Here is a 25,390-nt window from a genome sequence, read left to right as displayed (position 1 = left end):
CATAACTTCTGTCCCCGAAGGGGAACGTCTTACGGAACAGGCAACCGATGCAAAGCCAATTACAAGGATTCCCGAACTGACAAGGAGTCCAATATGGCGGAGGGTGCGACGTCGAACCCAGTGGCGCGGGATCCAGACCAATTAACCCCTACCAGGATCCGGTCTTGTTCGAGGCCTGGGAGCCACTTTGAGCGCCATTCGTCCAGAGGAATTGAAACGATCTGGAAGTCCTTGTAGGCAGCCACCGAGGACACGATCCTTTCGGCACGGGTCATCAACGACCAGAAAGGCATGCTTCGTTGCCTATCCTTCCCAACAGGTGCCGGATATCCGTTTTGGTCGTGAACGGTCCAAACCATCCTGCCTCCGAGGACTTCGTCGTAAAACGCGCTTGCCTGCGCAGCACTGATGTTCATAACCACATCGTGCCAGAAGGCGTTGTCCCGTACGAGGATCCCCTTGCGGACAACGGTAAGGCCCCGTAGCCAGTGCGTAACATTCGTAATACGATTGCCTGTATGGAGCGCAGAATGCAGGGACGGGAGATCTCGGAAACCGAGATCGATCAATGGGTTAAGGAAGCCGAGGCGGGTTACGACGTCGAGGAGCTGAAATCGCGGATGGGGCGCCCCGCTCGGGGCGCGGAAGCGTCACAGGTTATTCCCGTACGACTGACGGCCGAGGAACTTGCGGGCGTAATGGCACGTGCGGAGCGCGAGCACCTCAATCGCTCCGAAGCGATCCGGGCCGCCTTGGCCGCCTGGTCGCACGCGGCGTGATCGTCCGCCGCTCCGCACATAAGCACGGGATCAGTTCCGCGGACGGGATCGAGGCGGCGACCTGGCCACTGGTATCGGTCCCCTTGGACGATGAGGACCCGCGCAGGTTCCTCCGTCTTGGTTTTGATACCCACGGCCGACTACTGGAACTCGTGGTGCTGGTCTGGGATGACGGTAGCGAAGAACTCATCCACGCGATGAAGTGCCGCCCCCAATACTTCGGAATGCTTGGCTAGCACCCCCCTCTCCCCGGAGCACCGAGACGACCCCCGGGCTGTGCGTTAGAAAGGCGGCTGCCGTTTGCGGAGGAGGCCACCGCGGCCGCGCGGGGCAGAAACGTCGAAAGCACTCGCGTCCGGTCAGAGATCCTTTACCGGGCAGGTCTCATCATTTTGTTAGGGTCCCTTCGCTGGCCTCGAGCCGGGCACGGACTTCAATCGGCTGAATGTCATACCCCGTTGCGCGAACGCCCGACCAGTTGAGACCCACGAGAATGCCATCTCGGTCGAGTCCATCAATCCACTGCGTGCGCCACAGAGCGAGAGGGATTTCCTCTATTTCGAACGCGCTATACGCCGGAATGCTGCTGATCACTTTCTCGGCTCTGCTTCGGAGCGACCAGAACGGCATGCTGCGTTCGCCATCTCCATTGTGGGGTGCAGGGAAACCGCCTGAATCACGGATTCCCCAGACTTGCTGGTGCAAGATGACCTCTTGGTAGAAACGGCTCGTCTGGGCTGCGCTTATACTCACACGCACAGCCTAAATCACTGCCCTCAATCGGCTCTGAAAGAGATTCCCCGAACAAAGGTCCCCTTGAGGGATCGAACTACGGGCATGCCAGGCCCGTACTTAAGAGGGACGGCAGTTTATGCTCAGCCCGTCCAGCAAACTACCCGGAAGGAATTTCGTTCAACAGGGCGAGCACAGACCGAAATGGCTCGGCGTCGAATTCCAGACGCCGAGGCACGGACCAGGCTTCGGCTGCGTCCACGGCATCCCAGATGGCGTGGACGCAGTATGCATACGGATCAGCCGGGGGGGTCGTTCGGTACCGCTATCTGAACCTTTAGGTGGCGGTCGGCCTTGCGGAACGTCCCTGTGCGAACTCCTTGGAACTCAGGACCGGCAATATGCCCAGGGACGTGGAACTCGACATTAATTCTGAAATCCGACTCAATCTGGCACGCTATGCCCGACAGATCCCTTGATAATCGCATGAGCGCCTCCCGCCAGACCTTACTCTGGGCAGTAAAGCCGCCGACAATGACTCCGACGGAGAGTGCTTTAGGCCGGCCGGGCATTGATTCAATCACGGCATTGCACTTTCGAATTCTCCGTCCACGCTAAGGTCCCATGCCTCCACCCCAGCCGCCTAAGAAAATGTCCGGTCTTCCAAGGGCCGTGAAACAAAGCAGCCAGGGCGGGAAGCAATCATCCACAAATCATGCCAGGGCAGCCCCCGGCACTCTAACCTGGTCGATGCATTGGCGCCCCGATTCGTTTCGGCTTCCTCAGGCTCCGGTCTTATTAGCTGCGTTTATGCCGACCGATGCTTACGGAACTTTGACTCCGGGAATGTTGCTGTTGCAAGCGAGAGGAGGAGGTGGCGTCACGTGGAGGTCTACTTCCTGGCCTTCTTGAACCCGTTTCCGGGACAACCCCTCGTGCCCTTACCGCCAGGTTGGCCACGACAACAAACGTTATTCGATATGTCCTCGATAAACCACGGGGTGACTGAGCGTACGACCAATGAACTGAAACGCGCACCGGTTTCTGGACGTCCGGTCAGGGATCCCTTACCGGACGCGGGAAGACGCTCTGAGTCATGATGTCACCAGGGCGTCCCTCGAAGATCGATGTCGCCGTTCGGCCACTCACTTGTATGGCAAGTCGACGAGCAGATGAGCGTTGGCCCTTCCTGAGACACGATGACTGATTTCTGGTCCGCGCGGGACAAGCGCCGTTCCGTGGCGTGCACCTGAACCCACCCGGCCGACTCGTAGAAGGGGACCACCTCCTTCCGGCATCCGAGGAAACCGAAGTGAGCTTCGGCTTCATCGCGCATCGCTTTCTGAGCGTGTCGCATAGCTCGGCCGCCGAGACCGGTACCGCGAAAGCGTGGATCAACCAGCACGCCTCCCGTGCCAGCCACTAGGACGTCGTCGGCTCCTACTGAGATCACACGACGCTGAAAGCCCACATGCGCCACCAACACAGACCCCTGAAACGCCAGCACATGGAAATCCGCCGGAGAATAGCCGTAAGGCGCGTGCGGGTTCCATCGGCCGTAATCGCTTAGATACTCGGTGTCGAAAAGCTTTTGCATTGCGGCAAGTTCCATCATGCCGAGGTCTTCATGCCTATGCAGCCTCAGGGCTTCCGTCATCGTTCGAACCTATCTCGTCACATCGAAAAACATCGACACGATAGTCGTCCGATAGCCGATCCCTCAGCGGGCGAACAGTCAGCGACGTTCATGCGGATTCTGTCATCATCAGGTGATGATCATTCGCAGCACACGTTTAGTCCTTGAGTCGATCTCGCCGAAGCTTGCTCAGCGCATCGCGGAACGAGAGGAGCTCCCCGGCGATGACTGGCACTCAGAGTACCCCTTCGCAGATGAACTCAATCCACTCCGATCGCTTGCTAAATCGAAGGACCCGGATCCAAACTTCACGATGTACTTGATCCGACGGAACTCTGATGGTCAGGCAGTCGGTGGAATCGGCTTCTCCGGCCCACCCGACGCGCGGGGTCGCGTCCAATTGGGCTACGGTCTGGTACCGAGCGCTCGGGGCTTCGGGCTGGCTACGGACGCGGTAGTACTCGTCATCAATCACGCGAGCCAACACGGTGCGATGCTCGCCGCGGCGAACACGAATCTGGATAACGTGGCTTCGCAGCGCGTCCTCACAAAGAACGGATTCATCGAAGTGGCACGCGACGATTCGCTCGTCTACTTCGAACGGGACCTGAGCGCCCGTTAAAGGATCCTGTTCCGGGCGGTCAGGCCAGGGGTAGTGGCGCAACCCGATGAGGCACGTCTTTGCGAATCGCCCAGCGGCATATGGCTGCCGCTGCGCCGACTGTGGCCCACGGGAGGAGCAGCAGGGGTTGCCAGCCGAGACCTAGGACGCTTCCCAGACCCCAGAACGCGAGTGTGGGAACCGCGAAGAAGGCCGCGATGTGAATGCTTTGATTCCGGACTGGCCGCAAGAGATAGGCCAATATCCAGGCAAGTGGCGCCCCGACCACCAGAGAAATTCCGACACTGTAGAGAACCTTCATGCCCAGCAGGCCCCACACATACCCGCTACGGCTACCCTCGTTCGCGGCGGGAACGCCATATGCTGCCACAACCACGATGAGCAGTACGCCTGTCCAGAGCGAAGTAGCGACTAACCAGCCCTTGATGAACGCGTACGAGTCCAAAACCACCCTGTGCGACGGAGCCCTCTGCGGCTCCGTCTCGTCCCCCAACGCCATGTACCAAGCCTACCTATGCACAAACCCCTTTGGGACTGCCCTTATGTTGATCCCTTCACCTAAACCCCCTGGGTGATCGCAGGGCCCGTTCAAGGATCCTTCACCGGGCAGTACTGCGGGCTCACGGTTCATCCACTAGGCTCGCTTTTGGTCCGGTGTGGGCCTTGACCCGGCTACGCCGGACTGATTGGGGGCACATCCATGGTGGGAACTGGCAGTACATCAAAGAGGGCGATTGGCCTGCCAGCGCTGGTTGTTGTGCTGTCACTGGGACTTGCAGGATGCTCTTATGAGGGTGCTCCAGCCCAGGCGGAACCGGTTGCCGTCCAGACCACCCACACTGCAGTTGCGTCTTCCGCCGCGAAACCGGCCCTGAGTGGAGAAACCGTGCGGGACTCGTTTGGCAACGCGGACTTCTACACCACCGTTCCGGGAGACACCCTCTCGTCCGTCGCGGCGGCGTACAAGCTGTCCGAGGCGAAGGTCTCTGGGTTCAACGGACTCCAGCCCGGAGCTCCTATCGCTCCAGGCACAAGGCTGCGGCTGATTCCAGACGGTCCCATGCCGGGCGCCAAGGGCGCTGCCGTGGTTGACGCAAACGGCGTTCCGACGGGTTACACAATAGAGCCCGAAGACAGCCTGGCCGGCATCACCTACCGGTTCAACCTGACCGATGAGCAGTTGGCGGAAGCGAACAAGGTCGCGTTCACGTACGAGAAGGGAAATGTCTTCTTTATCCGGGCGGGCAACCACATCCAGCTCCAGAAAAACCCTGTTGATAGCAGATCCGGCCGAGGAATAAGCGTAAACAATTCGTTCGGCCAGACCATCTTCTACACCACGGTCGACGGCGACTCATTCGACAGCCTCGGGTACAAATTCCGGTGCACTACCGACCAGTTGCTCCGGTGGAATCCGACCCTGACCGCTGGTCAGCCCATCCCCGTAGGCACCCAGGTCAGGCTCATGCCCGGCGACGTTACAATAGATGGCTCGCACGGCACTTTCACCACCGACGCCGACGGCATTCCCCTGACCTACACCACGGCAACCGGGGACACAGAGCGTCAGATCGCCTTCCGCTTCGGGGTGCCGGAGATTGCGGATTTAGAATCGGCGAACCGGCCACTCACCGGCACAGACCGCGTCTGGTACGACTTCACCCACCTAGCCTCCGGAGAGCTGGCGCCAGGCCAGACCATCAGCCTGAACCTGACCAAACCTATCCACCAATGAGGCCTCATTTTCAAAGTACTGTTTGCTACTCGACGCTAAGCTCAGTCAGGTCTGAGTGAACTGAAAACTTTGGGGAGAGTTATGGACGCTGGTCCGCTGAACTTCGTTGTCCTGTCGGTAGTGTTTGCCGCCGTCTTCTTCTATGTCCTCTATCGCGTTGTTAGAGCGGCAGTCCGTGACGGTATCGTCCAAGCTGACGAGCGAAGGGCAGCAGATAACGACCTTGAGCGTGCGTAAGCAGGAACGTCTTCCGCATAGCAAACGCGCATAAGCCCAAGACGGTCCGGCTCCCCCTGATGGGCCGGGGATGCGTTCCCGTACGTGGCCGGGGCTGTTCTGGGTGACCTCCCAAGATCCTTCCGCATGGTCGGTTCTTGAGTGGGGGACCCAAATAAGGATTGCTTTCATTCAGGACGGTCAAGCCCGAAGTGATGTGCCTGAGACGGGCATGCCGACCCCCTCACTGAAGAATCATGCGGAGGCTGAGAGGGACGAGTAAGAGATGTCCGGTGGAGGATCCCCGTAAGGGCGTTGCGCCGGCAGTTCTCAAATTCTGGTGACCCGACGGTTACGCTCACCTTATGAAGCGTCGGGGCATCGGGGAGGGCTGCACTCCTGTGGCGGTGGCCAGAAATGCCGAGGGAAGGTGGCTGGTGCCGCAGTCTGCGCCGTATTTGACTCCACCCGCCAGCGTCACCTCAATTTATGTAAGGGCGGCAACCCCGTCCGGCAGCCGCACGGCCGGAGAGCTACCGATAACAACAAGATCGACGGGTGATAGCCCTTACGGCCCTGGGTGTGGCGGTCCGTTCGACTTCGAGCCAGTCCACGTGAATTTCAGCTGAAGGCGGGCTCCCTTCATGTGTTTCCGTCCGCCAAGGGATCTTCCTGCCGCGCGTTCCACCTGTTAGTCAGCGTGCCGGATGCATCGCGGTCCTGTGCTCGGTAGTCTCAGCGAGTGACGGATTACCGGCAACATCCCAGCGTCGTGGCACATTGGCGGGGCGACACATTGCAGCCTCTTTCGGAAGCCTTGGACGCAGAAGAGACCATATGGTTTGCGCTGCCCCCGGAACCAGATGCCGAGCAAATGTGGGAAGGCCTGAGCGGCCGTGTCGAAGCGGAAGGCACGGCGACAATTCTCGCTGTGCCGGCTTATCTCTACGACATTAACTTCGGCGACCGGGTGACCGTGATGCGCTCAGGAGAAAACGCCCTCGTAGCAACAGGCGTAGACCACGACGCCCGCAACTTCACATTCAGAATCCTGCTAAAGACGGACGACGACGGCGCATGGGAGCCCCTGGCCGTTGAGCTGGCTCAGCTGGGGTGCCTGCTTGATGTCATGTCTCCGCGATTTTTCGCCATTTCATGTGGTGAACCTCTGACGCAGGAAATCGCCGATCGACTGCAGGCACTTGAACGCAACGGCGTTCTGTATTACGAGACTGGCAGAACCCAGCAACCGGGGCGGAAACTAGGTTTTCGCTTCATATAAAACGCTGCGCGCTTCCACAGGGTATGTCTTAGAGGAGCGCCCGCTGCTCCTGAGCACCGTACCTGTATTGGGCACCGTACCTACGTTGAGGACTCCGATGAATACGCAAGCTGCCAGCCACAACACCAGGCCCCTCTCACTGTTCTGCGCCTTTGCACTCAAACAGGCCGTGGAGCACACCATCCTGCCCGCCTATGCCAAGGCAGGAGGGCCGCCGGTGGAGGCCGTCTTCGAGCCCACTTTCCGGCTGCTCACCAGGATTAAGGCAGGCGCCCGTCCGGATGTGATCGTCGGGATCACCGGCGCCCTGGCGGACCTTGCCGCTGCGGATATCGTGCGGGACGCCAGGCCCGTCGCCCGGACCGGGGTGGGTGTGGCGGTTCCACCCGACGCTCCGGTTCCGGACATCAGCACCGTGGAGGCATTCATCAGCGCGGTGACCGGCGCCCGCTCCGTGGCCTACTCCCGCAGCGGACCCAGCGGCATCTACTTCGCCGGGCTGCTGGAAAGGCTAGGCATTGCGGAGCAGGTTGCGCCCCGGGCCACCGTGATTGATTCCGGCCCCACGGCGGCGGCGCTGCTGGATGGCCGCGCCGCCGCCGCCATTCACCAGCTCAGTGAACTGATCCTGGTTCCGGAGGCCAAGATCGTCGGGCCCCTTCCGGAGGCCATTCAGGAGTACACGAACTTCGCGTCGGCGTTGGGCCCGGCATCCCAGGCTGCCGAAGCCGCGGAACTGCGCGATTTCCTGCACGGCCCCGAAGCACGCACGGCCTACGCGGCGAACGGGTTGGAAGTTTCTCAGAAAAAAGCTTGACGCTTCAACTTAATAAGTGTACATTTAGTTGTAGCTTCAAGTAGCGCATCGTCAAGCAGAACAGAATCTGATGAAAAATTTCCTCGCCCGCCTTTTCGGAAAGAAGAACACCATGAGTGACATCACCATCATCGGCAACGGCAACATGGCTCGCGGCATCGCAACCCGTGCCCTCGCAGCAGGAAAGCAGGTTGAGATCCTCGGCCAGGACGCCTCGAAAGCGCAGGCCCTGGCCAACGAGCTCGGCGCAGGCGTCAGCTACGGCACCACGGCCACCGCGCCCCAGGGCAGCATCGTTGTCCTCGCCGTTCCGTTCGATGCCGCCAAATCCGTCGTCACCGCCTACGGCGAACAGCTCGCCGGCAAGACGGTTGTGGACATCACCAACCCGGTGAACTTCGAAACCTTCGATTCCCTCGTGGTGGAACCGGGATCCTCGGCCGCCGAGGAAATCGCAGCACTGGCCCCGGCAAGTGCCAACGTGGTCAAGGCCTTCAACACCACCTTCGCCGGCACGCTGGTGGCGGGAGAGTCCGCCGGCAAGCCGCTGGACGTCTTCATCGCCGGCGACAACCAGGATGCCACCAAGGCAGTCAGCAGCTTCGTCAGCGCCGCCGGAATGCGCCCGCTGGTAGTGGGCCCGCTCAAGCGCTCCCGCGAACTCGAGGGCTTCCAGTTCGTCCTCATGACCATGCAGGCCAACCCCGAGTTCGCCGACTTCAACTGGGACACCGGGCTCGCCGTCACCAAGTAGAACCACAAACAAAAGCCAAGGGCACGACGGCGGGACCTCCTGCCGTCGTGCCCTTTGCCTTTGTGCCCCGGAGACTTCGCGCCCCCGGGCTTGAAGGTTCGGCTCCTCAGAGCTGCGGCAGGACCTGGTCCCGCACCTGCCTTCGAAGGATTTTGCCCAGCATGGAACGTGGCATGGCGTCGACGGCCACGATCCGGCGCGGCACCTTGTAGCCGGCCAGGTGCTCCCGGCAGTGTGCGCGGAGGGCTTCCTCGTCCAGCGTTGTGCCGGGTTCGAGCTCAACGGCCGCGGACACCAGCTCGCCGCCCTGCTCCAGCGGCTTGCCAATCACCGCCGCGTCCTTCACGTCCGGGTGGAGCCGCAGGACTGACTCCACCTCACTGGGCGAGACGTTGAAGCCGCCGGTAATGATCAGTTCTTTCGCCCGGTCCACCACCGTGACAAAACCGTCTGCATCGACCGTGACGATATCGCCGGTCCGCAACCAACCGTCCGCGGTGAGGGTCTTCGCCGTTTCCTCCGGATTGTTCCAGTAACCCCGGAACACCTGGGGACCCTTGATCAGGAGCTCCCCCTGCTGGCCGGGCACCACTTCCACGCCGGGGTCATCAAGCTGCACCACCTTCATCAGCGTGGACGGGAAGGGCACGCCGATGGTCCCCGGCCGCCGGCTCGGGTGGAAAGGATTACCGAGCGCCACCGGCGAGGATTCGGTCATGCCGTAGCCCTCCACCAGCAGGCCGCCGGACACGGATTCCCACAGCTCCACCACATGGTCCGGCAGGTTCATTGCCCCGGAAATGCAGTACTTGCAGGAGCGCAGCGAGATGCCCTTTTCCCTGGCCGCCATCGCGGTGCGCTCGTAGATCGGCGGGACAGCGCAGTAGACGGTGGCCGGTGATTTCTTCATGGCCGCAAGCACCAGATCGGTGTCGAACTTGGGGAAAAGCACCAGCAGGCCCTGCTTGCGGATGCCGAACGTGAGGTAGAGGGTCATGCCGAAGGCGTGGAACATCGGCAGGATGGCGTAGAGGACTTCCTTGCCATACTCGGCGCCCTGCATCCATGCCTCCCCCTGGAGGGCATTGGAGTAGAGGTTGAAGTGGGTGAGCATGGCGCCCTTGGGCCGGCCGGTGGTCCCGGACGTGTACTGGATGACCGCCAGGTCATCCACCGAGGGCCGCGGATGTGCCGGTTCAATCCGGCCGTGATCCAGCAGCTTCTTCCACGGTGTGGTTCCCGGAGCCGGCGCGGTCAGGGAGGCCCTGGTCGCACGCAGTTTCCCCACCGGCAGGCCCAGCGCCAGGCGTTTGACGGCCGGGAATGCTGCCAGCAGGTTGACCGAGACAACGTGGTCAATCTCGATGTCGGCCGGGAACTCCCGGACGGCGGCGGCCGCCTTGTCCCAGGTGATGACCACCCTGGCCTGGTGATCCTCAAACTGGTGGCGGAGTTCCCGGGACGTGTACAGCGGGTTGTGTTCCACCACCACGGCGCCCAGGCGGAGCACCGCGTAAAAGGCCACCACGTGCTGCGGGCAGTTCGGCAGGATCAGTGCCACCCGGTCACCGGCCCGCACCCCCAGCTGCCGGAGGCCTTCGGCGGCACGGTCCACCTGCTCGCCGAGCTCGGCGTAGCTGGTGCGACGGCCGAAGAACTCCAAGGCCGGGGCCGAACCGGCTTCGGCCACGGATCGTTCAAACATCGCCGTCAGGGACTCCGTCGGCAGCTCAATCTCCGCCGGAACACCGGGCTGGTAATTCTTCACCCACGGCTGGACAGCCAGGTCCTCCATGGCGTCAGGGCCGCCCAAAGGTGAGTACACGCCCGGCCTCGGTCCATCCCGAGCCCAGGAAGCGGTCCGCCTCATCCAGGTCGACGATCAGGATCAGGGTGTGCGCGCCGTGGAGGTACGCCTCCTCTGCCAGCGTGGCCAGCAAGGCCGGCTCGTAGGCGTCCCTGTCCTGCGGAGTCTCATACCGGAGGTTGCCGATGACTGCCGCGGCCTCGCCGACACTGATGCGCCCGCCGCCAACCGGATGGTCGAACACGGAGATCTCGGCGACGTCGTAGTCCCCCATGGGAGCCGAGGCAACCTGGGCGTCCTCCGGGAGGGAGTGGGCCGCGGCTATCTCGGCAGTGGCGGCAGTGAGGAGGACGTATTCGCCACTGGCCGAGAGCCCCTGCTGCTGGGCTTCGGCCCGGGCGTCCGAATCATCCGTATCCGCCGGGATAAGAACAGCGGAGCCCTCGGCGTCCGGCTCCACCCCGCGGACTCGGCCCCACAGCTCGGCCCATTCACTGAGATGATCCTGTAGTTCGGACATGTGGCGCTCCTCGACTCGGCGGCGGTTCAAGACGATTCTTGCACCACCGCCCCACAGCCGCTAAACCGTTCCCGCCTGGGCGTGCTCTGCGAGGACGGCATCGATCTGGCCTGCCGCCAGCCTCATGCCCTCGTCCATGCCCATCTTGACCATCTCCTCCATCTGCTCTTCGGATTCGAAGGTGGACATGATGGTCATCCGGGTGCGGCCGCCGAGGTCCTCAAGGTCCACGGCCGCGTGGGTGATGCCCATGGCGTCCACGGGAGCGCCGTCGTCGTCCGCGAAGCCGTCGTCAAACTCGAGTTTCCTTGGCGCGTCGATGGCGGTGAACTTCCACCAGCCGCCGGCCTTCTCGCCTTCGGGCCCGGTCATGAAGTAGCTGGCCTTGCCGCCCGGCTTGAAGTCGAACCCGTTGAACGTGGCGGGCCAGGTGGGCGGTCCCCACCAGCGTTCGAGCTGCCGGGGATCCTCCCAGATCTGCCAGACGCGTTCGACGGCGGCGTCGAACTCCGCGACGAGGGTGAAGCTGAGTGCCTCGAGATTCTTGGTGGAACTGATAACAGGCATTGCCGTACCTTCCTTATCCTTCAGCCAGAATGTCCGCAATCCGGCCGGCACGCTGCCGCCAGATCGCCTCATACTCATCGAGCAGTCGGCGGGCCTTCTGCAATCCGTCGTGGTTGCCCCGCACGATCTGCTCCCGTCCGCGCTTCTCCTTGGTCACCAGTGAAGCACGCTCCAATACCGCCACGTGTTTCTGAACGGCGGCAAAGCTCATGGCGTAGAGGGCAGCAAGCCCGGAGACGGAATACTCCGCCCCGGTCACCCGCCGGACGATGTCCCGGCGGGTGGCGTCCGCGAGCGCCTGGAACAGGCGGTCCACGTCGGCATCACTGAGCTGATCTACAACCATTTGGTTGTACCATACGCCGGGGGCCAGGATGCGTCAAGGGATTTCCCGCCCGCCTTCCGGCTAAGCTGAACGAATCCCGCCCCGCCCGAGATCACCCGGAGGCCGCGTTGAGCCAGCGCTCGAAACCAGGACCCGCGGTCAACCGCGGCCCGGCTGCAGCCACGGCCCGGACGCCACTGAAGCTGATCCCGGCAACCCTTGTCTCGGCGTCGGGCTTTACCCTCTTTGCGCTGGAAAACCGGACGGTCGGATTCATCCTGCTGGCTGCCGCGCTGGTGGTGGCCGGATTCATCAGCCGCCGGCTGCTCATTGACCTCGCATTGATTGCCGTGGGTTTGGCGGCCATGAGCGCCGTGCCCATCACCACGGACATCAGCACCGGGCACATGCTGGTCATGGGGACGGCGATGATTGTGGCCGTTGGGATTCCTTATGCGGTGTCCCGGTTCATCACCAGGGACCATGCCATCAGCTACCCCCTCAGGACCGGGGAGCCATGGACCGGCGCGGAGAAGTGGTACCTGCTGGCCGTGCCGCTGCTGGGATATCTGATCCTGCCGGTCTACATGATCAGCACCGACGTGTACCGGAACTGGCCGGCGGTCAGCGATCCGGAGGGCATCGGTCGGCTGTTCCTGGGCACCAATGCGCTGGGCATCTGGGATGAACTTTTCTTTATCTGCACCGCCTTCACGCTGCTGCGCCGGCATCTCCCGGACTGGCAGGCCAACCTGCTGCAGGCGGTCCTGTTTACGTCATTCCTGTGGGAGCTGGGGTTCCACGCGTGGGCGCCATTCTTCATCTTCCCGTTCGCGCTGCTGCAGGCGAAGCTGTTCACCATCACGCGCTCACTGACCTACATCGTGGCCATCCACGTGCTCTTTGACTTCGTCCTGTTCCTGGTGCTGGTACATGCGCACAACCGCGCCTGGATCGACATTTTCTTCCACTGAGAGTCCGGCCGTCGGCCCAAAAAGACGGACGTAACAGGCCGCGACACGAACGTGGAATCCATCACACTTTCGCCGTTTCGGTTGTCAATTACCGGGTTCACCATGAACTATGAAGTTGGGGCCGCTGTGCCCCGCACACCTAAATCAGCAATCCTCACCGACGAGGATGCGGCCTATTCAAGGATGACCAGGCCGTTAACTGCATGAGCGAAAGTACTGACAATGACGTTTGATTCCAGCCACTCTGTCTCCCTCAAGATCTGGGACCGGTCCACCATTGACCACACCCTCGACGCCGCAGCACAGGATCTATCCGTCAAGGCAAACACCACCAAGTGCCGTATCGCGGTCCACGCCAGTGGCCCCAACACCTTCACGCTGACCGTCCGCAGCGACGACCGTCAGCTCGTCACCGCGTAACGGCTTCAAGCCAAAAACCGGAAGCGGACGGCCGCCGGAGTCTCATGGGATTCCAGCGGCCGTCCCCTTCTTTTTTGCAACCGCGGGGCTCCGTACGATAGGTGGGTCACACTGGGCAGCCGACTCCTTGAAAGAGGGGTATGGTGGAGGCAAGTGCATGTATATGCATGAATTCAATGGATCGACGAAGGAGAATGCCCCATGAAGGCATGGCAGTTCAACGGCACCAACAACCCATTGGAACTCAACGAAGTGGCAGAACCGGCCGCCGGTCCGGGCCAGGTGGTGGTCAGCGTCAAGGCCGCCGGAGTATGCCACTCCGACGTCACCGCCCTGGATGACGCCGGGTGGATGCCGCTGTTCCCCCAGCTCCCCCGCACCATGGGCCACGAAAATGCCGGCGTTATCACCGAGGTGGGCGAAGGCATGGACCACTGGAAGATCGGCGACCGCGTCGGCCTCTCCCCCGTCATGAGCGACGGCGACGCCCTCGGCTACGGCAAGTGGGACGGCGGTTTCGGTCCCAAGCTGGTCGCCACGGACGACAACCTGGTCAAACTCCCGGAGGAGGTCAGCTTTGAACTCGGTGCGATGGCAACGGATGCCGGACTGACCGCCTACCACGCCATCATGGCCGTCGGCGGCGCCAAGGCCGGCATGAGGGTGGGCGTGATCGGCCTCGGCGGCCTCGGGTACATCGGTGCGCGCGTGGCCGTGCTCGCCGGTGCAGAGGTGTACGGCGCCGAAGTGAATCCCGAGACGCAGAAGCTGGCTGACGAGATCGGCCTCGCCGGAGTTGCGGACTCCATCGAAGCGTTCAAGGACAAGAAGCTGGACCTCATTGTTGACTACGCCGGATTCGGCACCACCACGGCTGCTGCCTTGGAAACATTGGCAGAGTTCGGCACCCTGGTGCAGGTTGGCATGGGCCGCCTCGAATCCACCATCAACACGTATCCGCTGATCATCAACCAGCTCTCCATCAAGGGCTCCAAGTCGGGCACCAAGGAGGACCTCGAAAACCTCTACGCCCTGATGAAGTCCGGCGAACTGAACCCGCCGATGAACCTCATCACCCAAGCGGACATCCCCGAGGCGATCGACAAACTGCGCAAGGGCGGCGTGGTGGGCCGCTTCATCGCAATGTACGAGAACTAGCGCCTTCGGTACCGCAGCAAAGCCGGTACCACCGCAAAACAGAAGCGTACGACGACGGGTACCTCCCGCCGTCGTACGCTTCTGTTTTTCGCTTTGTCGGCGCCATCCACGCTTTAGCGGCGCCTCCACCCGCCGGACGTTCGCCTACCAGCGCGGGTGGATGGAGTCCCGGAAGTAGCGGTCATAGATCCTGCGGACACCGGCGTCGAACTCGTCGGTAATTTTCACGGCGGCCGCTGCGGCGTTCACCCTCGCCTGGTCGGCGTTTCGGGCGCCGGGAATTACCGCGGTGACGCCGTCCTGGGCGGCTATCCAGGCAATGGCCGCCTGCGCTGAACTGGCCCCGGAAGGGACCAGCTGTGCAAACTCGGCCGCGGCACTGAGCCCCAGTTCGTAGTCGACTCCGGCAAACGTTTCCCCGACGTCGAACGCCTCGCCGTTGCGGTTGTAGTTCCGGTGATCGTTCTCCGCGAAGGTGGTCTCCTTTGTGTACTTGCCCGAGAGCAGGCCGGATGCCAGCGGCACCCGTGCGATGACGCCCACGCTTGCCGCCTTCGCGGCGGGGAGGACCTGGTCGAGCGGCTTGAGCCGGAACGCATTCAAAACGATCTGGACAGACGCGGTCCCCTGGTGGCGGATCGCCTCCAGCGCCTCCTCGGTGCGCTCCACGCTGACACCGTAATTGCGGATGGCACCCTCGGATACCAGGGTGTCCAACGCGTCGTATACTTCGGCGTTGCTGTAAACCGGCTTGGGCGGGCAATGCAGCTGGACCAGGTCGAGGGTGTCGGTACCCAGGTTCCTGCGGGACCGGTCCACCCATTGACGGAAGTTGGCCAAGGTGTAGTTTTCCGGCCGCTGCTCCACACGGCGGCCCATCTTTGTGGCCACGGTGATGGCCTGCCCTGGATTGTCCGCGAGGAACTTCCCGATAGCCAGCTCGCTCCGCCCGTCCCCATAGACATCAGCCGTGTCAAAGAAGGTGACACCCGATTCCACGGACGCTGCCAGAATGGCCTGGGCCTGGGCAGGGTCCACGTTGCCCCAATCTGCGCCGAGTTGCCACGTGCCGAGCCCCACGATGGAGACACTACGTCCGGTCTTGCCCAAAATCCGCTGTTCCATTCCTCGACTATAGGGCCGGGGACACGCGGGGCGGCGAAGCTCTGGCTTTCCTCTGTCCGCGCGGCAAGGATGAAGCATGGACCGAATTACGGTAGTGGTCAACGGCCGGGCCCGCGAGTGCAACGGCGTCAGCCCGCACACCCGCCTCCTTGACTGGTTGCGAGCGGAAGGTCTCACCGGCGCCAAGGAAGGCTGCGCGGAGGGTGAATGCGGGGCGTGTGCCGTCCTGGTGGCGCGGCCGGACGGGCCCGACCGCAGCCGCTGGACCTCGGTAAACGCGTGCCTGCCTCCTGTCATGGCCTTCGACGGCCAGGAGATCATCACGGCGGAAGGCCTGGGCACGGCCTCCCTGCCCGGCGCCGCCTGGGACCTCCATCCGGTCCAGCGGGAAATGGTGGACCGGGGCGGATCCCAGTGCGGATACTGCACCCCGGGCTTTATCTGCTCGATGGCGGCCGAGTATTACCGCCCGGACCGGAGCCCCGCCCGGGCCGGCGCGCAGCCCGGAACGGGAACCAGCGCCCGGCAGGAAACCGGGCCCGGCGCCGTCGGTGAGGAGCACGCCACCGGCCATGAATCCGGCCCCAACGGGTTCGACCTCCATGCCCTCAGCGGGAACCTGTGCCGCTGCACCGGCTACCGGCCCATCAGGGATGCGGCCTATGCGCTCGGACCGCCGTCTGCGGCGGATCCGCTGCTGGAGCGGCAAAGCCGGCCGGCCCCCGCGGCAAAGCAGACGAACGCGGAGAACACGCCAGCGGAGAGCATCCACTCCGAGGGTACCCAGCTGGACGACGGCGCTCGGTTCTGTCGTCCTGGGACGCTGGCCGAAGTCCTCGAAATCCTGCAGGAGAACCCTGACGCGAAGCTGGTGGCAGGTGCCACGGACCTTGGCGTCGAAGTGAACCTCCGGCATGCCCGGCCGCCGCTGGTGATCGCCATTGACCGCCTGGACCAGCTGCGGACCTTAAAGTTCGACGCCGGCCATGTCGAGATCGGCGCGGCCCTCACCTTGTCGGAGGCCGAACGCGGTCTCGGCGGCCGAGTGCCGCTCCTGGACCAGTTGTTTCCCCAGTTCGCCTCCCGCCTGATCCGCAACGCGGCGACTTTCGGCGGCAACCTGTCCACCGGGTCCCCCATTGGCGACTCCGCGCCGGTGTTCCTGGCCCTGGACGCGCGCGTCGTTCTGTCCTCCACCCACGGCGAACGCGAGGTTCCGCTTGCCGAGTATTACACCGGGTACCGGCAGAGCGTCCGGAAGCCCGGCGAACTGCTCCGCGCCGTCCGGATCCCGCTGCCACTGGCCGACAACGTGGCGTTCTACAAGATCGCCAAGCGGCGCTTCGATGACATCTCCAGTGTCTCGGTGGCCATCGCACTGGGGATACGTGACGGCGTCGTTGAATCTGCCAGGATCGGGCTGGGCGGTGTGGCCGTGACCCCCATCCGCGCCACCGCAACCGAAGAGGCCCTGACGGGCAGGCCCTGGACCGCCGACACGGTGACCGCGGCAGCCGCCGTAATGGCGGGTGAGGGCACGCCCATCGACGACATGCGCGCGAGCGCCCTCTACCGTTCGGCCATGCTGCGGCAGGCGCTGTTCAAGTTCCATGCCCGGAACATTCCTGCGGAGGTGGCCACGTGAAATCCCTTGCCGACCGTCCCGTCAATCCCGTGGTCGGGATCCCGGTTTCCCACGAGAGCGCTGCCGCGCATGTGACGGGGACTGCCCTCTACACCGACGACGTTGTGGTCCGCTCCCAAAATGTCCTGCACGCCTGGCCGGTCCAGGCACCCCACGCCCATGCGCGGGTCCTGGAACTCCAGACCCAGCCCGCACTCAAGGTTCCCGGCGTGGTGAAGGTGCTGACGGCGTCGGACGTTCCCGGGATCAACGACTCCGGCACCAAGGACGACGAACCGCTCTTCCCCAGCGAGGTCATGTTCCACGGCCAGGCCGTGTGCTGGGTGCTCGGCGAATCCCTCGAGGCCGCACGGCTGGGCGCGGCGGCGGTGGCCGTGGAATACGAGCCGCTGCCTTCGCTCCTGACACTCACCGAAGCCATCGCCGCGGAAAGTTTCCAGGGCAATCAGCCCACGGTGGCACGGGGCGAGCCGGACCAGGCCCTGACAGGCGCGTCCCGCCGCTTCAGCGGCGAGTTCGAGTTCGGCGGGCAGGAGCATTTCTACCTGGAGACCCAGGCGTCCTTTGCCGTGATCGACGACGGCGGCCAGGTCTTTGTGCAGGCCAGCACCCAGCATCCGTCCGAGACGCAGGAGATTGTGGCCCATGTGCTGGGACTCTCCAGCCATCAGGTGACGGTGCAGTGCCTGCGGATGGGCGGCGGGTTCGGCGGCAAGGAGATGCAGCCGCACGGATTCGCTGCCGTTGCAGCGCTCGGTGCGAGCCTGACGGGGCGGCCGGTCCGGCTCCGCCTCAACCGGACCCAGGACATCACCATGACCGGCAAGCGCCACCCGTTCCATGCCCGGTGGGAAGCAGGGTTCGACGCCGATGGCCACATCCAGGCGCTGAAGGCCACCATCACCAGCGACGGCGGCTGGAGCCTGGACCTCTCCGAGCCGGTCCTGGCGAGGGCCCTGTGCCACATCGACAACGCGTACTTCATCCCCAACATCGAGGTGCACGGGCGCGTGGCGAAGACCAATAAAACGTCGCAGACGGCGTTCCGGGGTTTTGGCGGTCCGCAGGGGATGCTGGTGATCGAGGACATCCTGGGCCGGTGCGCACCGATGTTGGGTCTCGAGCCGGGCGAGCTCCGCCGTCGAAATTTCTACCAGCCCGGACAGGCCACCCCATACGGGCAGCCCGTACGCCATGCCGAACGGCTCACCGCCATCTGGGAGTTGCTGCTGGAGCGTGCCGACGTGGCGCGCCGGCGCGGGGAGATCGCGGCATTCAATGCAGCGCATCCGGACCTCAAGCGGGCATTGGCAGTCACTCCGGTGAAGTTTGGCATCTCCTTCAACCTCACCGCATTCAACCAGGCCGGGGCGCTGGTCCACGTCTATAAGGACGGGTCCGTACTGATCAACCACGGCGGCACCGAGATGGGCCAGGGCCTCCACACCAAAATGCGGCAGGTGGCCGCCACCGCGCTGGGGGTGCCGCTCGCGTTCATCCGGCTGGCACCCACACGGACGGATAAGGTGCCGAACACGTCCGCCACTGCCGCCAGCTCGGGAGCTGACCTCAATGGCGGCGCCGTCAAGAACGCCTGCGAGCAGATCAGTTCCCGGCTGGCCGAGGTGGCCGCCCGGAAACTGAATATCCATCCGGACGATGTGCGGTTCGACGCCGGAAAGGTGACGGGGATCGGGTTCCATGACCGCGACCTGAGCTTCGCCGACGTGGTCCACGACGCGTACTTCCAGCGGGTCCCGCTCTGGGCGGCCGGATATTACCGGACGGAGGGGCTGCACTGGGACAGCACCCGCATGCAGGGCGAGCCGTTCAAGTACTTCAGCTACGGCGCGGCGGTCACCGAAGTGGAGGTGGACCGGTTCACCGGTGCGTACCGGCAGCTGCGCGCAGACATAGTGCACGACGTCGGCGACAGCCTTTCGCCGTTGATCGACGTTGGGCAGATCGAAGGGGGCTTCGTGCAGGGTGCGGGGTGGCTGACCCTTGAGGACCTGCGGTGGGATGTGTCCGACGGCGACGGGCGCGGACGGCTGGCCACGCAGTCGGCCAGCACCTACAAGCTGCCGAGCTTTTCCGAAATGCCGGAACAGTTCAACGTGCACCTGTTCGAACGGGCCACCGAGAGCGGCGTTGTCTATGGCTCCAAAGCCGTGGGAGAGCCGCCGCTGATGCTGGCCATCAGCGTCCGCGAAGCCCTGCGCGAGGCGGTGGCGGCGTTCGGCCCGGCGGGCTGGTCGGTGGAGCTGGCAAGTCCGGCCACCCCGGAGGCAGTGTTCTGGGCGCTGGAGCGGGCCATCGCAGCGTGGGATGACCACGACTCGTCTGAGAACGACGGCGGCCGCCCGGCCGGGGCCGCGGCCCCGCCTGACCCCGGGTCTGCCTCTCATCTCGCGTCCGTCTCTCATCCCGTGTCCACCTCAGACACCACGCCCTCATCATTGCCGACGGCGGCCTCCTGATATGGACTGGCTGGAAGCCCTGCAACACTTGAGGACCGCCGGCCGGCCCGGGGTCCTGGCCACTGTGTCCGAGGTGCGCGGCCATGCGCCGCGGGAGGCGGGCGCCAAAATGGTGGTGGGCGCCGACGCCACCTGGGGAAGCATCGGCGGCGGCAACCTCGAGGCCACGGTGGTGGACCGGGCCAGGGACATGATGGCGCGGGGCATCACGGCGCCCGAGAACTGCGAGTTCGCGCTCAACGAGCACGCCTCCACGGAGCACGGCCGGCAGTGCTGTGGAGGAAAGGTGCGGGTGTTGCTCGAGCCATTCCTCTCCCTGCCCACCGTGGCGATTTTCGGCGTCGGGCATGTGGGGTACGAGCTTGGCCGCATTCTCTCCCGCATCCCCATGACCCTCTACCTGGTGGACAGCCGCGAGGAACAGCTTGCTCCGGCCCGGCTGGCCGACGTGACCTCAGGTGTAGCGGACGTGCGCTCGGTGCACACACCGGTTCCGGACTCGTTCCTGGGCGATCTTCCGGCGGGCGCCCACGTGTTCATCATGAGCCACGACCACGCCGAGGACTTCCTCCTTTGCCATGCGGCTCTTCGCCGCCCGGACCTGGCCAGCGTGGGACTGATCGGGTCACGTGCCAAGTGGATCCGGTTCCGGCAAAAGCTGGCCGCGGAAGGATTCAGCGAACCGGAGATGGACCGGATCCAGTGCCCGATCGGGCTGCCGGAGGTGCAGGGAAAGGCGCCGGCGGTCATCGCCGTGAGCGCCGCGGCCGGCCTGCTCCATCACATAGCGCAGCGCGTCCCGTTCAGCGCGTAGCGCAGCGCGTCCGGGTTCCTACGCTGTGTGTCCCCTTCGCTGCATAGCGCAGCGCCTCCCCGTTCTCAGGCCACGCGAAGCCGGGCGAGGCAGTAGTTCTTGGCGAAGTGCCGGACCTGGCGCGGCAGCCGTGGATACACCAGCGCGGACCAGCGGGTGGTGAGTTCGAACAGGCGGCTGTGGCGCTCGCTCCAGGGCAGCCCGTAGCCGCTTCGGAGGTGATCGGGCAGGAGGCCGGCGGTGATGAACCGGATCAGGGGCATGCTCATCCGGAGCCAGAGCGGGCCGGTTGGCGGATAGAGCAGATCGCGGCCTACGCGGATAGCTATTCCGTCCAACTCCAGGGACTGAAGGCGTGGGTGCCAGTACGTCCTGAAGGCTGCCCTGTCGGCCGGCCAAAGACCCTCCGGCAACTGCAGGACGGTGCCGAGTTTGGCGTAGTCCTGGTACATCAGCTCGGCGGCATCGTCATCCAGCGGACCGTAGATCTTCTCGTAGATAACAACCGCTGTGTCGTAGAGGGTAGCCACCACCCACAGCTGGGCCTGTGCATCGAAGGCGCTGTAACCGTGGTAGCCCGCTCCGGGCTTGCGACGCACGGGGCCGTGTGCCTTGTTCACACTGCGCCGCACCGCTGCAACCTGGTCCTCGGTGCCGTACCTCACCGCATACACGTAGGTGAGGGTGGCGCGGAACCGGTCAAACGGCCGTGCAACAAAGTCGCTGTGCTCGGCCACGCCATGGCCCACGGCCGGGTTCGCGATCTGCAGCAGGATGGCGCGGCCTGCCCCAGCGAGCAGAACGCCTTCTGCTCCGATATCAGCCAAGGTGGGCGCCATCACCACACGATACCGGCAATCCCTGTGGGCGGAAAAAGATGGACGACGGCGGGACCTCCCGCCGTCGTCCGTTTCCGTTGCGTTTAAGCGGCTCCGACGCCCAGTTCCCGGTTGACGGCGGGCATGATTTCGGTGGCGAGGAGCTCGATGGAGCGGGCGGTTTCCGCGAACGGCAGGCCGCCGAGTCCGATCTGCGCCATGTAGCGGCTGTTGCCCAGAGTCTGGTGGATCTGGAGGATTTTCTCGATGACCTGCTGCGGGCTGCCCACGAGGAGTCCGCCGCCCGGATCGCTCCAGTCATCGAACGTGGACCGCGGGAAATGATCCACGTTGCGTGGCATGTTCTGCTCGAAGTAGGCCCGGTAGTGGGGGTAGAAGGTGTCGCGCGCCTGCTGGGACGTCGCGGCGGCGTAGAAGTGACCGCCGACGCCGACAGGCAGAACCGCGGCATCGTGGCCTGCTTCTTCGGCGCTTTGGCGGTAAAGCTCGGCAAGGCGGCGGAAACGTTCAGGGCCGGAGAGGAGGGCGATGAACAGCGGGAGTCCGAGCCTGCCTGCCCGGGCGAAGCTGGCGGGTGTCCCACCGACACCCACCCACACGGGAAGCTTGTCCTGCAGCGGACGGGGCGCGATGTCCATGCCTGGAATGCTTTGGGTCAGGTTTCCCTTCCAGTCCAGCACTGCGTTGTCGCGAAGTTCGAGGAGCATGCGCAGTTTCTCGTCGAAGAGTCCGTCATAGTCGGCGGTGTCGTGGCCGAACAGCGGGTAGGACTCGATGAAGGCGCCGCGGCCGGCGATGATCTCGGCACGGCCGTCAGAAATAAGGTCCAAGGTGGCAAACTGCTCGAAGAGCCGCACGGGGTCCTGCGTGGACAGTACGGTCACAGCCGTGCTGAGCCGGAGGTTGGTGGTTTCCCGGGCGATGGCCGCCAGCACAATTTCCGGAGCCGAGATGGCGAAGTCGTGGCGGTGGTGCTCGCCCAGGCCCATGAAGCCGAGACCTGCCTGGTCCGCCAGTTTCGCGAGTTCGATCAGCTCCTTCAGCCGCTGATGCGGTGAGAGGGCGCTGCCGTTGTCGCTGCGGGTTAGTTCGCCGAAAGTAAAGATGCCAAAGTCCATGATTGCTTGAACATTCAAGTTCGCGTATTCATTCCCGGGTGAGCGGAAGACGGCCGGAGGCGCGAGCGGAGCACCGGGCGTCGGCTCCGGCAGGAGGCACCGGCGGGAGGCACCGGCGGCAGGCACCGGCGGGAGGCACCGGCGTCGGGCATTATGCTGATCTGACCATCAAGGGAGATGGACGCGGCGGCACAAGGGGGAAAAATTTGGGATCGGATTCTGGCGGCGACGGTTTACCGCGGATCCGCCGTTCGCCCAGCGGGCGCACTCCGCAGTGGGCGATCGACGAGGCGCTCGGTAAGTTGCAGGACCCCGATCCCTGGCGGAGTCCCCCGGTTTCGCAGGTCTCAGCCAGGAAGACCATCGGCCGCAAGAACGTCAGCGGGCGAAAGTGGAGAAGACGGGCTGCCACGGTCCTGGGAATCGCGTTGGTGGTCGGTCTCTACTTCACACCGGCACTTTTCGATCGGTACGTGCTGCCGGCAGCTTTGCCGTACTTGCCGGACGCCAAGGTGCCGCCATCCGGTTTTGAGGCGGCCTCCGCTCCGCTCGGCATCCCGCCGGCCGCCAGCGGCTCGACCGCGTACATCCTGCAACCGTCGCCGGATCCTGGCCAGCGATTTGTTGCCTACGACCCCTGCCGCCCCGTGCACTACGTGGTCCGCCCCGACAATGCTCCCCCGGGGACCGAACGGCTCATCGAACAGGCTGTGTCCATGGTCTCCGCCGCCTCCGGGCTGCAGTTTGTGTATGACGGAGCCACGGACGAGGCGCCGTCAAAAACGCGCTCTACCTACCAGCCCGACCGCTACGGCAAACAATGGGCGCCGGTGCTCATTACCTGGTCCACCCCGGAGGAATCACCGGACCTGGCCGGTAAGGTGGCGGGCACCGGAGGCAGCGCGTACGCTCACATTCCTGGTGAACCATACGTTTTCGTTGCCGGCCAAGTGACACTTGACGCACCGGGACTCAGAGAAATCCTCGCCCGCACCGACGGCTCCCTCCTGGTCCGCGCAATCATCCTGCATGAGCTCGCGCATGTGCTGGGCCTGGATCACGTAGACGACCCCACGCAACTGATGCACGAAGAGAACAGCGGACAGTTCGACTTTGCCGCCGGCGACCGGGCCGGGCTCGCCCTCCTGGGAACCGGGGCGTGCGTCCCGCGGCTGTGACGCGTAGGCGCAGCAAGGAAGCGCACGACGGCGAAGCTCCCCTTCTGTTGGACCGTGTCCAGATGGGCAGCAGTCAGGTACACAGCAGTCAGTTACGCCGCAGTCAGGTCCGCGGTTCTTAGGCGAGGGCGTGGAGGAAGCTGTCCAGGCCGTCTTCTCCCAGTGACAGCCCCAGATGGAGAAAATCGGGGTGGCCGCGGGGTTGGAGGTCTGCGGGCCAGTGTGGTGGTTCCCAGTCCTGGTGTTCGCTTTTGTAGGGCCGGCCTGAGGGTGACATCCAGCCGGGTGGTTCGTCCTGGGTGGCCGGGGTAGGTTCCCAGGCGCTGGAATGTCTCAGCCTGTGGTGTTTAGGGCAGGGCTGTCCCAGATTCGATACCCCGGTGGTGCCGCCCTTGGCCCAGGCGAGGAGGTGGTCCGCCTCGTTGTCCAGCGAGTTGTTGCTACAGCCCGGGAAGGGGCATTTTCCGTCCCGCAGCCGCAACCACTGCCGCATGGCCTTGGTGAGCCGATAGCTGGTCCGGCCGATCTCCAGCGGCGCCCCGTCCCGCGGGTCCACCAGGACCCGGTAGAACGAATCGGCCCCGTTCGCCACGAGGTCCCTGGCCATCGAGGTCGGGATCGGCCCGTACCCGTCCAGCATCGCCGGTTCGTCGGTGGCGCCGAGCAGCGAAAACACCGGCACGGTCACCAGGACCTGGGCCCGCGGGGACGGGACCCGCCCCGCGCCGTATCCCGTCGGGTCCACGCCGGCGGTGCCGTCCGGGCTGTCGTCGGTGCCGAGCCCCTCGCCTCCGTGTCCAGTGTTGCCGCTGCTCAGGAGCGCGGTGGCGACGACGTCGGCCCGGAGCTGGGTGAGGGTGCGGTCCTCGTCCGGGCCCTGCAAGCCGCGGGCGATGGCGGTGGTCCGGTTCCAGATCGCTGCCGCCTGGTCCGCGGGCAGGTACGCCGAGAGCCAGGCCATCCCGTCCTGGTCCGGGGCGTACTCGACCCGGCGGTCCAGGACCCCTTTGGCGTGGCGCTGCTCGATGCTTTCGGTGTGGTGGCGTTCGCGCCACGTACGGGCCTTGTGCCGGAACCGGGAGGCCGGCATCTCCCCGGCCGGGCAGCCACGCGCCGGATCGAGGGCGCCAGGATCCAGGAAGTGGGCCTCCATCGCCGCGGCGCCGGCCGGGTCCAGGGTGGCGGCTTCGTCCGCCATGACCCGGGCGTGCTGCCAGGAAATGGTCCCGGCCTGCAGGGCCGAGAACGTCAGCGGCAACACCGTGGTCAGCATGTGTGCCTGGCTCAGCAGGGCACCGGCAGCGCGGTCGCCGATGGTCAGCGCGCACGCGACCTCCGCCCGCACGGCCATCTCCTGCGCCTGCACCGGCGCATCCGGCGCCTCGACAGCCTGGACCGTGTCCGCGTAGGTCACAGCCGCACGGGCCTTCAGCCCGGCGACATTGGCCTCCACCCTGCGGGACCCGGCCAGGACGTCCAGGCACAGATCCCCCACAGCGCGCAACGGATCCGCCTCCAACGACCCATCCGAACCCGCACCGGCAGCCGCACCAACCTCGGCATCGAGCACGGCAAGAGCAGACTCGATATCCAAAAACGCCCTCGCCACCGCCTCTTTCCCCATAAACCAATCATCAACGGAGGGTCTGACATTTAAGCTTGGGCCCTCACCCCTGCCGCTCGAACAGCCGCCGCTCGAACAGCCGCAGATCAAAGGCACCGCCAACGATCGACGAGGCCTCGGTTTTCGAAAACAAACACCTCGACGAACGAGCGAGCACACGTGAAAACCGGGCCCGCCAACAGACGCGCCCGGTCTTCACGCCAGGTTTCGAAGGGCTCAGCCT

The 25,390-nt window shown here is 64.3% G+C and carries 24 protein-coding genes; 13 read left to right on the top strand and 11 right to left on the bottom strand.

The genetic code is table 11. The features are described 5' to 3' along the window. Positions 1 to 59: 59 nt before the first annotated feature. Complete coding sequence (locus NQJ30_RS07090) at positions 60 to 416, bottom strand: DUF2750 domain-containing protein (protein ID WP_255769135.1); 357 nt, start codon at positions 414 to 416, stop codon at positions 60 to 62. Between the two features lie 102 nt (positions 417 to 518). Between NQJ30_RS07090 and NQJ30_RS07085 the strand changes: the two genes are divergently transcribed. Then, complete coding sequence (locus NQJ30_RS07085; RefSeq protein WP_193343053.1) at positions 519 to 779, top strand: ribbon-helix-helix protein, CopG family; 261 nt, start codon at positions 519 to 521, stop codon at positions 777 to 779. A gap of 387 nt (positions 780 to 1,166) precedes the next feature. Here NQJ30_RS07085 and NQJ30_RS07075 read toward each other — a convergent pair whose 3' ends face one another. Next, positions 1,167 to 1,532: a DUF2750 domain-containing protein gene (locus NQJ30_RS07075; RefSeq protein ID WP_255769133.1), complete on the bottom strand. Its 366-nt coding sequence runs from the start codon at positions 1,530 to 1,532 to the stop codon at positions 1,167 to 1,169. Positions 1,533 to 2,613: 1,081 nt separating this feature from the next. After that, positions 2,614 to 3,168 carry a GNAT family N-acetyltransferase gene (locus NQJ30_RS07070; RefSeq protein WP_255769132.1) on the bottom strand — a complete coding sequence of 185 codons (555 nt, stop codon included), beginning with the start codon at positions 3,166 to 3,168 and terminating at the stop codon, positions 2,614 to 2,616. 115 nt (positions 3,169 to 3,283) lie between these two features. Here NQJ30_RS07070 and NQJ30_RS07065 point away from each other — a divergent pair, with 115 nt between their 5' ends. The 5 genes from NQJ30_RS07065 (at position 3,284) to NQJ30_RS07045 (ending at position 8,573) form a co-directional block, all read left to right on the top strand. Further along, positions 3,284 to 3,769, top strand: coding sequence for a GNAT family N-acetyltransferase (locus NQJ30_RS07065; RefSeq protein ID WP_255769131.1), 486 nt, complete (start codon positions 3,284 to 3,286; stop codon positions 3,767 to 3,769). 886 nt (positions 3,770 to 4,655) lie between these two features. Beyond that, positions 4,656 to 5,504, top strand: a complete 849-nt coding sequence (locus tag NQJ30_RS07060; protein ID WP_255769130.1) for a LysM peptidoglycan-binding domain-containing protein — start codon at positions 4,656 to 4,658, stop codon at positions 5,502 to 5,504. Between the two features lie 958 nt (positions 5,505 to 6,462). Then, positions 6,463 to 7,002 carry a DUF4265 domain-containing protein gene (locus NQJ30_RS07055; RefSeq protein WP_255769129.1) on the top strand — a complete coding sequence of 180 codons (540 nt, stop codon included), beginning with the start codon at positions 6,463 to 6,465 and terminating at the stop codon, positions 7,000 to 7,002. A 97-nt stretch (positions 7,003 to 7,099) separates the two neighbouring features. Further along, the gene (locus NQJ30_RS07050) at positions 7,100 to 7,819 is read left to right on the top strand and encodes a molybdate ABC transporter substrate-binding protein (RefSeq protein WP_255769128.1); all 720 of its coding nucleotides are present in this window, start codon (positions 7,100 to 7,102) and stop codon (positions 7,817 to 7,819) included. A gap of 112 nt (positions 7,820 to 7,931) precedes the next feature. After that, positions 7,932 to 8,573: an NADPH-dependent F420 reductase gene (locus NQJ30_RS07045; RefSeq protein WP_255769127.1), complete on the top strand. Its 642-nt coding sequence runs from the start codon at positions 7,932 to 7,934 to the stop codon at positions 8,571 to 8,573. Positions 8,574 to 8,679: 106 nt separating this feature from the next. Here the strand turns inward: NQJ30_RS07045 and NQJ30_RS07040 are convergent, their stop codons facing one another. From NQJ30_RS07040 to NQJ30_RS07025, 4 genes are read right to left on the bottom strand one after another with little or no spacing between them, the layout of a single operon-like run. Beyond that, positions 8,680 to 10,368 carry a long-chain-fatty-acid--CoA ligase gene (locus tag NQJ30_RS07040; protein ID WP_255769157.1) on the bottom strand — a complete coding sequence of 563 codons (1,689 nt, stop codon included), beginning with the start codon at positions 10,366 to 10,368 and terminating at the stop codon, positions 8,680 to 8,682. A 4-nt stretch (positions 10,369 to 10,372) separates the two neighbouring features. Further along, positions 10,373 to 10,900: a hypothetical protein gene (locus NQJ30_RS07035; RefSeq protein ID WP_255769126.1), complete on the bottom strand. Its 528-nt coding sequence runs from the start codon at positions 10,898 to 10,900 to the stop codon at positions 10,373 to 10,375. A 60-nt stretch (positions 10,901 to 10,960) separates the two neighbouring features. Then, a complete protein-coding gene (locus NQJ30_RS07030; protein ID WP_255769125.1) occupies positions 10,961 to 11,467 on the bottom strand; it encodes an SRPBCC family protein in 507 nt (168 codons plus the stop codon). Between the two features lie 13 nt (positions 11,468 to 11,480). Then, the gene (locus tag NQJ30_RS07025) at positions 11,481 to 11,813 is read right to left on the bottom strand and encodes an ArsR/SmtB family transcription factor (RefSeq protein WP_255769124.1); all 333 of its coding nucleotides are present in this window, start codon (positions 11,811 to 11,813) and stop codon (positions 11,481 to 11,483) included. 182 nt (positions 11,814 to 11,995) lie between these two features. On the opposite strand from NQJ30_RS07025, the gene NQJ30_RS07020 reads away from it, so the two are divergent. The 3 genes from NQJ30_RS07020 (at position 11,996) to NQJ30_RS07010 (ending at position 14,344) form a co-directional block, all read left to right on the top strand. Next, on the top strand, positions 11,996 to 12,766 hold the full coding sequence (locus NQJ30_RS07020; protein ID WP_255769156.1) for a CPBP family glutamic-type intramembrane protease: 771 nt from the start codon (positions 11,996 to 11,998) through the stop codon (positions 12,764 to 12,766). Positions 12,767 to 12,988: 222 nt separating this feature from the next. After that, positions 12,989 to 13,186 carry a hypothetical protein gene (locus tag NQJ30_RS07015; protein WP_255769123.1) on the top strand — a complete coding sequence of 66 codons (198 nt, stop codon included), beginning with the start codon at positions 12,989 to 12,991 and terminating at the stop codon, positions 13,184 to 13,186. A 201-nt stretch (positions 13,187 to 13,387) separates the two neighbouring features. Further along, the gene (locus NQJ30_RS07010; protein WP_255769122.1) at positions 13,388 to 14,344 is read left to right on the top strand and encodes a zinc-binding dehydrogenase; all 957 of its coding nucleotides are present in this window, start codon (positions 13,388 to 13,390) and stop codon (positions 14,342 to 14,344) included. Positions 14,345 to 14,488: 144 nt separating this feature from the next. Here the strand turns inward: NQJ30_RS07010 and NQJ30_RS07005 are convergent, their stop codons facing one another. Continuing rightward, positions 14,489 to 15,469, bottom strand: a complete 981-nt coding sequence (locus tag NQJ30_RS07005) for an aldo/keto reductase (RefSeq protein ID WP_255769121.1) — start codon at positions 15,467 to 15,469, stop codon at positions 14,489 to 14,491. Positions 15,470 to 15,545: 76 nt separating this feature from the next. Between NQJ30_RS07005 and NQJ30_RS07000 the strand changes: the two genes are divergently transcribed. Genes NQJ30_RS07000 through xdhC form a run of 3 tightly spaced genes read left to right on the top strand, consistent with a single transcriptional unit; the run spans position 15,546 to position 20,408 of the window. After that, complete coding sequence (locus NQJ30_RS07000) at positions 15,546 to 17,114, top strand: xanthine dehydrogenase small subunit (protein ID WP_255769120.1); 1,569 nt, start codon at positions 15,546 to 15,548, stop codon at positions 17,112 to 17,114. Beyond that, complete coding sequence (gene xdhB, locus NQJ30_RS06995) at positions 17,111 to 19,594, top strand: xanthine dehydrogenase molybdopterin binding subunit (RefSeq protein ID WP_255769119.1); 2,484 nt, start codon at positions 17,111 to 17,113, stop codon at positions 19,592 to 19,594. The genes NQJ30_RS07000 and xdhB overlap by 4 nt, the downstream gene beginning before the upstream one ends. Before the next feature lies 1 nt (position 19,595). Continuing rightward, complete coding sequence (gene xdhC, locus NQJ30_RS06990) at positions 19,596 to 20,408, top strand: xanthine dehydrogenase accessory protein XdhC (protein ID WP_255769118.1); 813 nt, start codon at positions 19,596 to 19,598, stop codon at positions 20,406 to 20,408. A gap of 65 nt (positions 20,409 to 20,473) precedes the next feature. Here xdhC and NQJ30_RS06985 read toward each other — a convergent pair whose 3' ends face one another. Then, positions 20,474 to 21,247, bottom strand: coding sequence for an oxygenase MpaB family protein (locus NQJ30_RS06985; RefSeq protein ID WP_255769117.1), 774 nt, complete (start codon positions 21,245 to 21,247; stop codon positions 20,474 to 20,476). Between the two features lie 83 nt (positions 21,248 to 21,330). Continuing rightward, positions 21,331 to 22,365 (bottom strand): LLM class flavin-dependent oxidoreductase, encoded by a 1,035-nt coding sequence (locus NQJ30_RS06980; RefSeq protein ID WP_255769116.1) that lies wholly within the window; start codon positions 22,363 to 22,365, stop codon positions 21,331 to 21,333. A gap of 206 nt (positions 22,366 to 22,571) precedes the next feature. Here NQJ30_RS06980 and NQJ30_RS06975 point away from each other — a divergent pair, with 206 nt between their 5' ends. After that, positions 22,572 to 23,543 carry a peptidase gene (locus NQJ30_RS06975; RefSeq protein ID WP_255769115.1) on the top strand — a complete coding sequence of 324 codons (972 nt, stop codon included), beginning with the start codon at positions 22,572 to 22,574 and terminating at the stop codon, positions 23,541 to 23,543. 118 nt (positions 23,544 to 23,661) lie between these two features. Here NQJ30_RS06975 and NQJ30_RS06970 read toward each other — a convergent pair whose 3' ends face one another. Then, a complete protein-coding gene (locus NQJ30_RS06970) occupies positions 23,662 to 25,167 on the bottom strand; it encodes an HNH endonuclease signature motif containing protein (protein WP_255769114.1) in 1,506 nt (501 codons plus the stop codon). Positions 25,168 to 25,390: the final 223 nt, after the last annotated feature.

It is taken from the genome of Pseudarthrobacter sulfonivorans (assembly GCF_024391045.1).
GTDB classification, from domain to species: Bacteria; Actinomycetota; Actinomycetes; order Actinomycetales; family Micrococcaceae; genus Arthrobacter; species Arthrobacter sulfonivorans_B.
The sequence above is the reverse complement of the archived record's forward strand: the minus strand, read 5'-3'. Positions and strand labels throughout refer to the sequence as shown.